9 protein-coding genes and 1 pseudogene are annotated in these 14,098 nt (G+C 72.3%); 6 read left to right on the forward strand and 4 right to left on the reverse strand.

All coding sequences use genetic code 11. The features are described 5' to 3' along the window. The first annotated feature begins 109 nt into the window (after nt 1-109). Nucleotides 110-1,331, forward strand: a pseudogene (locus tag HHX30_RS09915) (RNA-guided endonuclease InsQ/TnpB family protein). Nucleotides 1,332-1,450: 119 nt separating this feature from the next. Here the strand turns inward: HHX30_RS09915 and HHX30_RS09920 are convergent. From HHX30_RS09920 to HHX30_RS09930, 3 genes are all read right to left on the reverse strand, one after another. Further along, nucleotides 1,451-1,741 (reverse strand): hypothetical protein, encoded by a 291-nt coding sequence (locus HHX30_RS09920; RefSeq protein WP_169981601.1) that lies wholly within the window; start codon nt 1,739-1,741, stop codon nt 1,451-1,453. 203 nt (nt 1,742-1,944) lie between these two features. Then, complete coding sequence (locus HHX30_RS09925; RefSeq protein WP_169981602.1) at nt 1,945-3,423, reverse strand: N-acetylmuramoyl-L-alanine amidase; 1,479 nt, start codon at nt 3,421-3,423, stop codon at nt 1,945-1,947. A gap of 5 nt (nt 3,424-3,428) precedes the next feature. Beyond that, nucleotides 3,429-4,328 (reverse strand): M23 family metallopeptidase, encoded by a 900-nt coding sequence (locus tag HHX30_RS09930; RefSeq protein ID WP_169981603.1) that lies wholly within the window; start codon nt 4,326-4,328, stop codon nt 3,429-3,431. 100 nt (nt 4,329-4,428) lie between these two features. Here HHX30_RS09930 and HHX30_RS09935 point away from each other — a divergent pair, with 100 nt between their 5' ends. From HHX30_RS09935 to nrfD, 4 genes are all read left to right on the forward strand, one after another. Further along, the gene (locus tag HHX30_RS09935) at nt 4,429-7,392 is read left to right on the forward strand and encodes an AfsR/SARP family transcriptional regulator (protein ID WP_169981604.1); all 2,964 of its coding nucleotides are present in this window, start codon (nt 4,429-4,431) and stop codon (nt 7,390-7,392) included. A 33-nt stretch (nt 7,393-7,425) separates the two neighbouring features. Continuing rightward, nucleotides 7,426-10,593 carry a formate dehydrogenase gene (fdh, locus tag HHX30_RS09945; RefSeq protein ID WP_311922266.1) on the forward strand — a complete coding sequence of 1,056 codons (3,168 nt, stop codon included), beginning with the start codon at nt 7,426-7,428 and terminating at the stop codon, nt 10,591-10,593. Next, a complete protein-coding gene (locus HHX30_RS09950) occupies nt 10,586-11,332 on the forward strand; it encodes a 4Fe-4S dicluster domain-containing protein (protein ID WP_169981606.1) in 747 nt (248 codons plus the stop codon). The genes fdh and HHX30_RS09950 overlap by 8 nt, the downstream gene beginning before the upstream one ends. A gap of 97 nt (nt 11,333-11,429) precedes the next feature. Then, nucleotides 11,430-12,365 carry an NrfD/PsrC family molybdoenzyme membrane anchor subunit gene (gene nrfD / locus HHX30_RS09955; RefSeq protein WP_249349883.1) on the forward strand — a complete coding sequence of 312 codons (936 nt, stop codon included), beginning with the start codon at nt 11,430-11,432 and terminating at the stop codon, nt 12,363-12,365. Between the two features lie 289 nt (nt 12,366-12,654). Here the strand turns inward: nrfD and HHX30_RS09960 are convergent, their stop codons facing one another. Further along, complete coding sequence (locus HHX30_RS09960) at nt 12,655-13,272, reverse strand: hypothetical protein (protein WP_169981607.1); 618 nt, start codon at nt 13,270-13,272, stop codon at nt 12,655-12,657. Between the two features lie 156 nt (nt 13,273-13,428). On the opposite strand from HHX30_RS09960, the gene HHX30_RS09965 reads away from it, so the two are divergent. Next, nucleotides 13,429-14,097 (forward strand): response regulator transcription factor, encoded by a 669-nt coding sequence (locus HHX30_RS09965; protein WP_169981608.1) that lies wholly within the window; start codon nt 13,429-13,431, stop codon nt 14,095-14,097. Nucleotide 14,098 lies beyond the last annotated feature (1 nt).

The raw sequence follows: 14,098 nt of genomic DNA on the forward strand, positions 1-14,098 counted from the left end.
GGTGGGGGAGGAATCGGGCTCCCTTCGGAGTAGGGCAGGGGTAGGTGTTTCGACGCCAGGCTGTACGAACAAACGTGCGGTCCTGGCCGTGATCGAGTGGCATGATGTGCTGGCGCGGATCGTGAAGCGGGCCTACAAGTACCGCTTCTATCCGACTCCCGAGCAGGCCGGTGAGCTTGCCCGGACGTTCGGGTGTGTGCGCCTGGTCTACAACAAGGCTCTGGAGGAGCGGACCCGCGCCTACGCCCACGAGGGTCGCCGCGTCTCCTACGTGGAGTCCTCGGCCATGCTTACGGCGTGGAAGCGTACGGAGGAGCTGGCGTTCCTGGGCGAGGTGTCCAGCGTGCCGTTGCAGCAAGCCCTGCGGCATCTGCACGCGGCGTTCGCGAGCTTCTTCGCCCAGCGGGCCAAATATCCCACGTTCAAGTCCCGCAAGAAGTCGCGGGCGTCGGCGGAGTACACCGGCAGCGCGTTCCGCTGGCGTGAGGGCCGGCTGTGGCTGGCGAAGATGGACGACCCGCTGGACATCGTGTGGTCGCGTCCGCTGCCGGAAGGCGCGGAGCCGTCCACGTGCGGCCGGGCGGTGGTTCGTGTCCCTCCTCATGGAGGAGGAAATCCCGCCCATGGCTCCCATCGAGCACGCGGTGGGTGTGGACGCGGGAATCACCAGCCTGCTCGCACTGTCCCGCCCGATCGACGGTCTGACCGGCGAGGACGGCAAGGTCGCCAACCCCCGGCTTGAGCGGGTCGACCGCAAGCGCCTGGCCAGGGCGCAGCGGTCGCTGTCCCGCAAAGTCAAGGGGTCGAACAACCGGGCCAAGGCCCGGCTGCGGGTCGCCCGCGTGTACGCGCGGATCAGTGCCCGCCGCCGGGACTTCCTGCACAAGCTTTCGACTCGACTCGTCCGCGAGAACCAAGCGGTCGTGATCGAGGACCTGACCGTCCGCACCATGGTCCGTAACCACTGCCTCGCCCGCGCCATCTCCGACGCCTCCTGGCGGGAACTGCGGTCGATGCTGGAGTACAAAACGGCCTGGTATGGGCGGGAGTTGCTGGTCGTGGACCGGTGGTTCCCCTCCTCCAAGCTGTGCTCGGCCTGCGGGGTGCTGGCCGATTCGATGCCGTTGAACGTCCGGACCTGGCAGTGCGCCTGCGGCGCAACCCATGACCGGGACGTCAACGCCGCCAAGAACATCCTCGCCGCCGGGCTGGCGGAGAGGTGAAACGCCTGTGGAGCCGGTGTAAGACCTCAACGAGAGTCCTCTCGGACGGGGCGACCGGCAGCGAAGCAGGAAGCCCGACCGGCGACGGTTGGAATCCCCCTCGTTTGACAAGGGGGAGGATGTCAAGGGAGTGACACTAGAAGCCGGCCGAAGGGCCGTACGGTCGTCCACAGGCTGTGGACAGCCGGCGCCGGTCTCGCCGGGAGAACGCCTGCCGCCCGTACGCCCTACCGGTCGTCCTTCGGCGTCTGGGTGAGCACCTGGTCGGCGGTCGCCGTCACCACCGCCGCGGCCGCCGAGATGTCCCTGACCTGCTCGGCGGGCAGGGCCCGAAGCACCTTCTCCAGCCCCTCGAGGTCCGCCTGGTAGGCGGCCGCCATCGCCGCCTGGGCCTTGGCGGTGCGCTGTGCCTGCTCCATCGCCTTGCTGAGGGCGCGGCCGGCGCGTTCGACGGCTCTGGCCGCCTCGATGGCCGCTTTCTCAAGATTTCTCGCCCACTCGGGCGGCTGGTCGCTCATCGATGTCCTCTGTGTGAGGGTGGGTCCCGCGGGCATGAGCCGCCCACGAAGAGTGCTGGATCAGGCCCTTAATGCCCGTCCTGCGGGCTCTACACCACACGGAGCCCAAGCTCTCAGAAAATCTCCCAGCCCCGGTGCGAGGGCCCCCGCGCGGTGCGGCGCGCGAGGGCCCAGAACATGCTCCCGGCACGTGCCGGAAGCGGTCAGCCGCAGTGCTCGAAGGGGCTGTCGTAGCCGGACGACCCGGCCCTGCCGCCCCACTTCACGCACTTGTCGGCCGCGGCCGCCCGTACCGGTCCGGCGTAGTAGCCGTAGTCGCCGGAGTCGGTCACCCGGCTCCTGCCCTGGACCTCCAGGTACGCGCTGGTCGCCGTGGCCGTGCCCAGCGACGTCTTCTTCAGCGTCACCACGCAGTTGTAGCCGTTGCCGGAGTTGTAGAGCAGGTAGACCGTGCCCGCCGTGCCGAGGGCGGCCGAGTCGATCACCGAGTAGCCGGCGCCGCACACCTGCTCGGGCGTGTACGGGTTGCCGGTCCCGCCGCCGCCCGTGACGTACTGCATGTACGTGTTCCAGTCCCAGTGCGGCCCGGGATCGGTGTGGTCGCTCCCGGGGACCTGGTTGTGCCCCACGATGTGCGACCGGTCCTTGGGGATGCCGTACCGGGTGGCGATGGAGCGGACGAGGGCGGCCGACGAGCGGTACATCGCGTCGGTGAACCAGGACGCGTCGTCCACGTAGCCCTCGTGCTCGATGCCCACCGAGTGGTGGTTGTAGTCGGAGTTGCCCGCGTGCCAGGCCCGGTCCTTCTCCCGCACCATCTGGGTGACCGCGCCGTCGGAGGACCGTACGACGTAGTGCGCCGACACCTGGGCGGCGGGATTCTGGAACCAGGAGATCGTCCCGGCGTACGAGCCCTGCGTGACGTGGATGACGATGCGGTCGATCGAGTCGCTCGCCGGCCGGTTCGACACCGCGTAGTTGGCGCCGCTGGCCGCCACCCACGTCGCGCCGGGGTAGTCGACGGCCGCCGCGGCGAGCGTGCGGTTCTCCGGCCGGTCCAGGTCGCGGGCGCCCGCGAGGGCTCCCCGGTCCGGGGCGACCGGGCGGGCGGCGACGGTGATCGTCTCGCCCGCCGGAGTCCGCGTGGTGAACCCGGCCGACAGCAGGTCGTAGACGGCGTCCGCGTACAGCCGGGCGACCTCGGGCGTGCTCGCCCCGCCGTACCGCGCGACGGCGGTGTACCAGCGTCCGGCGTCGGCGCGGGCGGCGGCGTCCAGGCCCAGGGCGTCGGCCCTGGCGCGCAGCACGGCCGCCGCGCCCGCGACGTTGGCCGCGTCGTCGGTTCTGAGCGAGGCGACCGGCGCGCCGGTGAGCCGCGCCGCCTCCTCCAGGGTGTGCGCCGTGGGGTTGCTGACCAGGTGCGCCACGCCGTAGCCGCCACTCGCGCTCGGCCGGCCGTCGTGGCCGTCGAGGTGGGTCTCGGCGTAGGCGAGTGCGACGAGCAGGTCGCGGGGGACGCCGTGGTCCGCCGCCGCCCGCGTGAAGGCGGCGGCGAGCGGACCTTCGGCGGCCGAGGCCGGCCCGGCCGGGACGAGCCCGGCCAGGCACAGCAGGAACGTCACGACGCCGGCGGCGGTCAGGGCCGTACGCCGGGATACGCGGACGACCAGGGGTTCGGTCATGACGGTCAGCCGCAGTGCTCGAAGGGGCTGTCGTAGCTGGACGAGCCCGCCTTGCCGCCCCACTTGACGCAGGTGTCGGCGGCCGATGCGCGGACCGGTCCGGCATAGTAGCCGTAGTTGCCGGAGTCGGTCACCCGGCTCCTGCCCTGGACCTCCAGGTACGCGCTGGTCGCCGTGGCGGTCCCGAGGGAGGTCTTCTTCATCGTGACCACGCAGTTGTTGCCGTTGCCGGAGTTGTAGAGCAGGTAGACCGTGCCCGCCGTGCCGAGGGCGGCCGAGTCGATCACGGAGTAGCCGCTGCCGCAGACCTCCTGCGGGGTGTAGGGGTTGGCCGAGCCGCCGCCGCAGTTGTGCGAGGTCACGGTCTGCACGGGGTAGCCGAAGGTGACCCCGTTGAAGACCGCCTTCTGGATGTTGGCGGGGTAGGACGTGTCGGTCGTGCGGACCTCGTAGTGCAGGTGCGGCGCGATGTTGTTGCCGGGCTTGCTGGTGTTGCCGACCTCGCCGATCTTCTGGCCCTGGGAGACCTGCGCCCCCTGGCTCACCGACCGGACGCGCAGGTGGGCGTAGTAGGTGGACCACCCACCGCCGTGGTCGATCTTCACGAGGTTGCCGAAGCCGTTGGCCGAGCCCTGGTGGGCCGAGATCACGACCGTGCCGGCCGCCGCCGCCACGACCGTGTCGCCGAGGTCCGCGTCGGCCGTGCCGCCCCGGTTGAAGTCGATCTCGTACGACTGGTGCGCGCTGCTGGCGCTCGAGTTGCCGGTCCACACCTGGCCGCAGGGGAACGGCATCTGGAAGTCCGGGCGCGGACCCGCCGCGGAGGCCGCCGGGGCGGTGGCGGCGCCGAACGCGAGGCCGAGGACCACCGCGAGGCCCGCCGTGACAAGCGATTTGAGTCTCATGACCAAAAAGAGTCGGAATCCGGCGCACAAAAAACATCAAGAGTCGGTACAAAGGGTGGGCGAGTCATGGCGAACCGGTCCTTCGAGGAGCAACGCGGTCATGACAGTCGATCAGCCCATGTTCAGCGTGCTCGGTCCACTGGAGGTCCGCCTGCCGGGGGCGTCACCACGGCTCGGCGGCCCGAAACCCCGCATGCTCCTGGCCACCCTCCTCCTCCACGCCGGCCACACGGTCGGCGGCGGCGAGCTCGCCGAGGTGCTGTGGCCGGACCGTCCGCCGCGCTCGACGGCGGCCAACCTCCGCACGTACGCGAGCGCCCTGCGCGCGGAGCTCGGGCGGACCCCGGCCCGCATCCGGGCCGTCGGCGCGGGGTACGCGATCGAGCTGCCGCCGCAGGAGCTCGACCTGCTGCTGTTCGAGGAGCGGGTGACCGCCGCGCGGGAGTGCCGGGCGCGGGGGCGGCCGGACGAGGCGGCGGAACTGCTGGCGCGGGCGCTCGCGCTGTGGCAGGGCGTCCCGCTGGCCGACCTGCCCGGCAGCCCGCTGTGGGATCGCCGGCTCGACCGGCTCGCCCAGGCCCGGCTGCGCGCCGCCGAGGACCTGGTCGAGCTGCGCATGGCGGCCGGGGAGTACGGCGAGGCGGCCGGGGAGCTGCGCGCCCTGCTCGCCGACCACCCGTTCCGCGAGGACCTGTGGCGCCGGCTCATGCTGGCCCTGCACTGGTCGGGGCGGCAGGGCGAGGCGTTGCACGCCTTCACGGCGATCCGCGAGCAGCTCGTGAACGAGCTCGGCATCGAGCCGGGGCCCGAGCTGCGCCGGGCCCACGAGGCCGTGCTCGCCGGGGAGCCGCCCCCGCGACCGCCCGCCCCGCCCGGTTTCCCCGCCGCCCCCGCGCTTGCGGCCGCTCCGGGTTCTCCCGGCGCCGCGTGGTCTCCCGGAGAGTCCTGTTCGCCCGCCGGCCCGCCGGATCCGTCCGCCGCGCCGGTGGCCGGCAGAGCCCTCGTCGTGCCGCGTCAGCTGCCGCCCGATTTGGTGGACTTCACCGGGCGGGCCGCCGAGGTCGCGGCGCTGTCCCGGGCGCTCGCCCCCGGCGGGGTCGCGGTCGTCACCGGGCCGCCTGGCGTCGGCAAGACCGCGCTCGCGGTGCGGTGCGCGCACGCCGTCCGCGAGGCGTACCCCCACGGCCAGCTCTTCCTGTCGCTGGGCGGCACCGCGCCGCCCGACGGCGCCGCCGGGTCGCCGGCCGGGCCGGGGGAGCTGCTGGCCGAGGCGCTGCGCGCGCTGGGCGCGGCCGAGCCGCTGCCGCCCACCGTCCACGAGCGCGCCGCGCTCTACCGCACGCTGCTCGCCGAACGGCCGATGCTCGTCGTGCTCGACGACGCGGCCGGAGCCGCCCAGGTGCGGCCGCTGCTGCCGGGCGGCGCCAGTGCCGTCGTCGTGACCGGCAGGCGCCGCATCACCGAGCTGCCCGGCGCCGCGCGGATCGACCTGGACGTCCTGCCGCAGGCCGAGGGGCTGCGGCTGCTGACGGCCATCGTCGGCGCGGAGCGGCTGAGGCGGGAGCCGGAGGAGGCCGCGGCCATCGTGCGGGCCTGCGGCCGGCTGCCGCTCGCGATCCGGGTGGCCGGGGCCCGGCTGGCGGCCCGCCCCGGCTGGTCCCCGGCCGTGCTGCGCCGGCGGCTCGACGACGAGACGGCCAGGCTGACCGAGCTGCGCGCCGGCGACCTGGAGGTGCGGGAGTCCTTCGACCGCAGCTACCGCCTGCTGCCGGACGACGCCGCGCGCGCGTTCCGCGCGCTCGGCCTGCTCGGCACCCGGCCGCTGCCCGGCTGGGTGGTCGACGCCGTGCTCGACCGGCACCGCAGCGACGACGTGACCGACGTGCTGGTCGACGCGAACCTGCTGCGCCCGGTCGGGACCGACCCCCTCGGTCAGCCCCGCTACCGGCTGCCCGACCTGCTGCGCGTCGACGCCAGGGACAAGGCGGGGGAGGTGGACATGCCCGCGCTGGCGCGCGTGCTGGCGGGCTGGACGGCCGCCGCCGAACACGCCACGGCCCGGTTGCCCACCACGGTCTTCCGCCTGGCCTCGCCCGCCGCCCGGCGCTGGCGGCTGCCCGAGGACGCCCTGCGCCGGGTGGCCGCCGATCCGGTCTCCTGGTTCGGCGCCGAGCACGAGACCCTCGTCGAGGCCGTACGGCTGGCCGCGCAGGCGGGGCTGGCCGGCGCCGCCTGGGGCCTGGCGGCGGCGCTCGTGCCGTACTTCGACCTGCGCTGCCACCTCGGCGTCTGGGAGGAGACCCACCACGTCGCCCTGGAGGCGGCCCGCTCCGCCGGAGACCGGGCGGGTGAGGCCGCGATGCTGCGGGGGCTCGGCCAGGTGGCCCTCTACCGGGACAGGTACGCCCAGGCGGCAGGCATGTTCCGCCGCTCCCGGGTGATCTTCCGTACGCTCGGGGACGTCAGGGGCGAGGCCGTGTCGGTCTGCGGGCTGGGCGCGGTCGGCCAGTTCCGGGGCGATCCGGCCGCCGCGTCCCGGCACTTCCGCAGGGCCCTCGGGATGTTCGTGTCGCTGGACGACCGGTCGGGCGAGGCGTACGCGCGGCAGGCGCTCGGGCGCACCTGCCTGAGCACGGGCGACCTGACCGGCGCCGCCGACTGGCTCGGCGGCGCGCTGCGCATGGCGCGGGAGCTCGGCGACGCCCACCGGGAGGGCTGCGTGTCGCTGCAGATGGGCCGCCTGCACGACCTCGCGGGTGAGACCGGCAGGGCGATGCGCGCCCAGGGCCGCGCGCTGACGATATTCGAGGGGTTCGGCGACCGGCACTGCGCGGCGTACGCGATGCAGGGCCTCGGCGGGCTGCAGGCGGCCAGGGGCGACTGGCGGCACGGCTCGGCCCGGCTGGAGAGCTCGCTGGCGATCTTCCGGCAGCTCGGCGACCGGAGCGGGGAGGCCGCCACGCGCCGGCTGCTCGGCGAACTGCACCGTTCGTCGGGACGTCGCGCCCTCGCCCGCGGCTATCTGCGGGCGGTCACCTCTCGCCGAACCGGCGAATTCCCATGATTAGGGCGCGGCGGCAGGGGCAGGACAGGCGTCGTGGGTGGTGGATGGCTCTCCCGCTGGCCGGTGATCCGGCAGCTCAAGGGAGAGGACGGCAGAGGGCGGGCGGCGCGCTCGGCGCGTACGGACGCCCTGCGGCCCCGGGTCGAGGACGCCGAGACCGTCGCCCGTTCCGTCTGCCCGTACTGCGCCGTGGGCTGCGGCCAGCTCGTCTACGTCAAGGACGGCAAGGTCACCCAGATCGAGGGCGACCCCGGCTCGCCGATCTCCCGCGGGCGGCTCTGCCCGAAGGGATCGGCCAGCAAGCAGCTCGTCACCCACCCCGGCCGCCAGACGAAGGTCCTCTACCGCAGGCCGTACGGCACCGAGTGGGAGCCGCTCGACCTCGAGACCGCGATGGACATGATCGCCGACCGGGTCGTGCGGACCCGGCGCGAGACCTGGCAGCAGACGCACGAGGGGCAGGAGGTCAGGAGGACTCTGGGCATCGCCGGCCTGGGCGGGGCGACGCTCGACAACGAAGAGAACTACCTGATGAAGAAGCTCTACACCGCCCTCGGCGCGATCCAGGTCGAGAACCAGGCGCGCATATGACACTCCTCCACCGTCCCCGGTCTGGGGACCAGCTTCGGGCGTGGCGGCGCGACCCAGTACCAGCAGGACCTGGCCAACGCTGACTGCATCGTCATCCAGGGCTCCAACATGGCCGAGTGCCATCCGGTGGGGTACCAGTGGGTGATGGAGGCGCGGGAGCGCGGCGCGAAGGTCTTCCACATCGACCCGCGCTTCAGCCGGACCAGCGCGACCGTGGACAGGTACCTGGCGATCCGGGCCGGCACCGACATCGTGCTGCTCGGCGCGCTGATCAACCACGTGCTGTCGAACGGGCTCGACTTCCGGGAGTACGTCCTCGCGTACACGAACGCCGCGACCCTGGTGAACAGGGACTTCCGCGACACCGAGGACCTCGACGGCCTGTTCTCCGGCTTCGACGAGGAGACCGGCAGGTACGACCCGTCGACCTGGGCGTACGAGGGCGACGTGCCCGAGGAGGAGGAGCTGACCGAGGGCGGCAAGCGCCACGCCGAGGCGGCGGGGTCCGACTCCTACGGCGCGCGCGGCGCGGGCGCCAGCGCGACGCCGCCCGAGGATCCGACGCTGACCGACCCGCGGTGCGTGTACCAGATCCTCAAGCGGCACTACTCGCGCTACACGCCCGAGATGGTCGAGGAGCTGTGCGGCATCCCGCGGGAGCAGTTCGACGAGCTGGCCGAGGCGATCACCGCCAACTCGGGCCGGGAGCGGACCACGGCGTGGGTGTACTCCGTGGGCTGGACGCAGCACTCGGTCGGCGTGCAGTACATCAGGGCCGCCGCGATCCTGCAGCTCCTGCTGGGCAACATGGGCCGGCCGGGCGGCGGCATCATGGCGCTGCGCGGGCACGCCAGCATCCAGGGCTCCACGGACATCCCGACGCTGTTCAACCTGCTGCCGGGATACATCGCGATGCCGCACGCCCATCGGCACGACGGCCTCGACCACTACCTGAGGCGGGAGGGCGCCGACACCGGCTGGTGGGGCAACCGGCGGGCGTACGTCGTCAGCCTGCTCAAGGCGTGGTGGGGCGACGCGGCGACGGAGGCCAACGACTACTGCTTCGACTACCTGCCGCGCCTGACGGGCGACCACGGCCACTACGCGACCGTGATGGGCCAGATCGACGGGACGGTCAAGGGCTACTTCGTCGTGGGCGAGAACCCGGCCGTCGGCTCGGTCAACGGCAAGGCGCAGCGGCTCGGCCTGGCCAACCTCGACTGGCTGGTGGTCCGCGACCTCGTGCTGGTCGAGACCGCGACGTTCTGGAAGGACGCGCCCGAGATCGAGACGGGTGAGCTGCGGACCGAGGAGATCGGCATCGAGGTCTTCTTCATGCCGGCCGCGAGCCACGTGGAGAAGGAGGGCACCTTCACCAACACCCAGCGGCTGCTGCAGTGGCGGGAGAAGGCCCTCGACCCGCCGGAGGACTGCCGCAGCGACCTGTGGTTCTACTACCACCTCGGCAAGCGGATCAGGCAGCGGCTCGGCGACGACGGGATCGACCGGCCGGTGATGGAGCTGACCTGGGACTACCCGGAGATCGGCGAGCAGCGCGACCCCGACGCCGGGGCCGTCCTGCGCGAGATCAACGGCACGGCCGCCGACGGCCGCCTGCTGGCGTCGCTGCGCGAGCTGAAGCCCGACGGCTCGACGAGCTGCGGCTGCTGGATCTACTGCGGGGTGTACGCCGACGGCGTCAACATGGCGGCTCGGCGCAAGCCGCACACCGAGCAGGGACCGGTCGCGCTCGAATGGGGCTGGGCCTGGCCGGCGAACCGGCGCATCCTCTACAACCGTGCCTCGGCCGACCCGCAGGGCCGCCCGTGGAGCGAGCGGAAGAAGTACGTCTACTGGGACGGCACCAGGTGGACCGGACCCGACGTGCCGGACTTCGAGGAGGACAAGGCGCCCGGCTACCGGCCGCCCGAGGGGGCCAAGGCCGAGCACGCGCTGGCCGGCACCGACCCGTTCATCATGCAGTCGGACGGCAGGGGCTGGCTCTACGTGCCGTCCGGACTGTCGGACGGCCCGCTGCCCACCCATTACGAGCCGCACGAGTCGCCGGTGCGCAACGCGTTGTACGGGCAGCAGTCCAACCCCGCCCGTCGCACCGTCGACCGGCCGGAGAACCCGTACAACCCCGCGCTGTCGCCCCGGTTCCCGTACGTCTACACCACGAGCCGGCTCACCGAGCACCACACGACGGGCGCCATGAGCAGGCCCCTGCCGTACCTCGCGGAGCTCCAGCCGGAGGCGTTCTGCGAGGTGTCGCGGGAGATGGCCGAGGAGATCGGGCTGGACAACGGCGACTGGGCGACGATCGTCACCACGCGCACCGCGATCGAGCTGCGGGTGCTCGTGACCGGCCGGGTGCGCCCGCTGCGCCTGAACGGCAAGGTCGTCCACCAGATCGTCATGCCGTACCACTGGGGATACAGCAGCGGCGGGGTCGTCACCGGGGACGTCGTCAACGACCTGACGTCGATCGTGCTCGACCCGAACGTCTACATCCAGGAGAGCAAGGCCGGCACCTGCGACGTCCTGCCGGGGCGGCGCCCGCGCGGCAGGGCGCTGCTCGACCTGATCGAGAGGTATCGCGATGGCTGAGCGGATGGGCTTCTTCACCGACACGACCATCTGCATCGGCTGCAAGGCCTGCGAGGTGGCCTGCAAGGAGTGGAACGACGTGCCCGACGACGGGTTCGTGTTCCGGGCCACGTCCTACGACAACACCGGCGCGCTCGGCGCGAGCACCTGGCGGCACGTCGCGTTCGTCGAGCAGGACGGCCGCTGGCTGATGATGTCGGACGTGTGCAAGCACTGCACGCACGCCGCCTGCCTCGACGTCTGCCCCACCGGCGCGTTGTTCCGCACCGAGTTCGACACCGTCGTCGTCCAGTCCGACGTCTGCAACGGCTGCGGCTACTGCGTCCCCGCCTGCCCGTACGGTGTGATCGACCGCAGACAGGACGACGGCCGGGCCTGGAAGTGCACGCTCTGCTACGACCGGCTGCGCGGTGGCATGGAGCCCGCCTGCGCCAAGGCGTGCCCGACGAAGTCGATCCAGTTCGGGCCGCTGGACGAGTTGCGGGAGCGGGCCGAGGCGCGGGTCGAGCGGCTGCACGCAGAGGGTGTGACCGAGGCCCGGCTGTACGGCGAGAACCCGGACAACGGAGTGGGCGGCACGGGCGCGTTCTTCCTCCTGCTCGACGAGCCGGAGACGTACGGCCTGCCGCCGGATCCCGTGGTGACCACGCGCGACCTGCCCGCGATGTGGCGCTGGGCGGGCGGCGCGGCGCTCGCCCTCGCCGCCGGCGTCGCCGCCTGCTTCATGGGACGACGCTGATGCGCGGGCCACGGCGGCGGACGCCGGGCCGGCGGGCTGCCCGCGGTGTCGCGGACGTGACCGGGACATGCACGAACACTGTTGCGGGGAGGGCCTGATGCCGAGGCGCCGGGACGAGATGGTGCCGGACGCCGAGTTCCGGTCCTACTACGGCCAGCCGGTCATCAAGCGGCCCATCTGGCACGAGCCGCACATGCCGACGTACCTCTACCTGGGCGGGATGTCCGGCGCGGCGTCCGCGATGGCGGCGGCCGCGCGTCTGACCGGACGCGATCGGCTCGAACTCGCCGCCCGGATGGCCGCCTTCGCCGGGGGAACCGCCGGCGCGGCCTTCCTCGTGGCCGAGCTGGGCAGGCCGATGCGTTTCCTCAACATGATGCGGGTGTTCAAGCCCAGCTCCCCGATGAGCGTCGGGTCCTGGACGCTGGCCGCGCAGGGCGGGCTGACGTCGGTCGCGGTCGGCTCGGCGGTGACCGGGGTCCTTCCCGCGGTGGGCGACGCCGCGACGCTCGCGAGCGGCCTGAGCGGCGTGGCCATGGCCACCTACACGGCCGTCCTGCTGGCCGACACGGCGGTCCCCGCCTGGCACGAGGCGCTGCGCGAGCTGCCGTTCCTGTTCGCCGGGAGCGCGCTCGCCTCGGCGGGCGCGGCCGTCATGCTGACCACGCCGAGGGCGCAGGCCGGGCCGGCTCGCGCGGCCGCGGCGGCGGGCGCGATGGCCGAGGTCGTCGCGGGCGGGCTGATGGAGCGCCGCCTCGGGCTCGTCGGCGAGCCGTACCGGCAGGGCCGGGCGGGCAGGCTCATGCGGGCGTCTCGTGTGCTCACGCTGGGCGGCGGTCTGCTCGCCACGGTCGCCGGGCGCAGCCGGGCGCTCACCGCGCTGTCCGGGCTCGCCATCACCGCCGGGGCCCTGTGCACCAGGTTCGGCGTGCTGGAGGCGGGCCGCGTCTCGGCCGATGACCCCAAGTACACCGTCGTCCCCCAGCGGGAGCGGCTGAACGCCGGCCGCCCCGCCTCCGTCCCCGGCCGCTAGTGGGGTGTCCACGAACCTTGGCCGGGTCGGTCGCTGCGCCGGAAGGAACGTCCGGTCCTCGCGAAGCCCGCTTCGCTGGGCCTTCGCTGCGGTCCTCGCTCCCTTCCGCTCCGTTCCCTCCACCCGGTGAACGTTGGTGGACAGCGCACTAGTGCTGTGACCGGAAACGATCTGCCCGCCTGGTTCAAGCCGAATGCTCGCACGCGGCTGACCGGCGGAGACGTCCCGCCGGCGAGGTGGCCGGCGGGACGTTCGCATGGGGTGGTCAGCGCCTGCGGCGAGTCGTGTGTCAGTTCGGTGTGACGGTCACCGGGACGTCGTCCCCGGCGTGCACGTCATCCATGCCCTCACCGAGCTTCTTGGGCACGGGGCACTTGGCGTGCGCCGGCTTGCCGTCGACGTAGATCTTCTCGTCGCTCGTGCCGAACTCGCCGCGTTCGTCGCCCTTGACGTGCACGATGCAGGCGACGCCCTTGCCGGGCAGCCGGGGCTCCTTGCACAGGGTGCGCAGCTTGCCCTTCGGGGCTTCCTTGCCGTCCAGGAAGACCTTGCCGCCCCTGAGCGTGTCCCTTCTGAACATGTCCTCCCTGAACCTGCCGCCCTTGTCGGCCCTGCCGTCCTTGACGTGCACGATGCAGGTGGCGCCCTTGCCGGGCAGCGGGGGCTGCTTGCAGAGGATGCGCAGCTTGCTCTTCGGGACCTCCTTGCCGTCCACGAAGACCTTGCCGTCCTGGTCGACCCTGACGGTGGTCTTGCCCTTCCCCGTGGCCGTCGGCCCACCCTTCACGGCACAGGCGACCCCCGGCTTCGGGGCGCCGGTGGAGGTTGCGGACGCGGCCGTGGCGCCGCCGATGCCGAGGCCCACCGTCATGACGACCCCCGCGAGGATCATGCTCCTCTTCTTCATTCTCTGGTCACTCCCTAGATCGGCTGCCCGTGGGGGGCTGCGCGTGATCGGTTGACGGAACGCTCAGCAGTTTGGGCCCCTACACCTGAAGCGATCCTGAAGAGGTAAGCGATGATCTTCATGTTTGCCTTAGGTGCGTACCTTCACCCTGTCGACGTGCGCTTACTTCTGGTGGAAGACGAACGCAGGCTGACCGAGCTGCTCAAAGACGGCCTGACCAAAGAGGGCTTCGTGGTCGATCTCGCCTACGACGGGCGCGAGGGCCTGTGGATGGCGACCGAGCATTCTTACGACGTGATCGTGCTGGATGTGATGCTGCCGTTGCTGCACGGCTATGGGGTCTGCGCGAAGCTGCGGGAGGCCGGAAACTGGACGCCGATCCTCATGCTGACCGCGAAGGACGGAGAGTACGACGAGGCGGAGGCGCTGGACACCGGCGCGGACGATTATCTGACCAAGCCGTTTTCATACGTCGTATTGCTGGCGCGACTCAGGGCACTGGCCCGGCGCAAGGTGCGGGAGCGGCCGACGGTGCTGACCGCCGGGGATCTCCGGGTCGATCCGGCGGGGCTGAAGTGCAGTCGCGGGGACGTGCAGATCGCGTTGACGCCCAAGGAGTTCGCGATCCTGCACTGCCTGACGCGGCACGCGGGCGAGGTGGTGACCAAGGCCGAGCTGCTCGCCCAGGCGTGGGACTTCGCGTACGACGGCGATTCGAACGTCGTCGAGGTCTACATCAGCGCGCTGCGCCGCAAGATCGACAAACCGTTCGGACGGACGACGCTGAAGACCGTGCGGGGCGTGGGCTACCGGCTGGAGGGCTGAC

The organism is Microbispora sp. H10836, assembly GCF_012999525.1.
Classification (GTDB): Bacteria; Actinomycetota; Actinomycetes; order Streptosporangiales; family Streptosporangiaceae; genus Microbispora.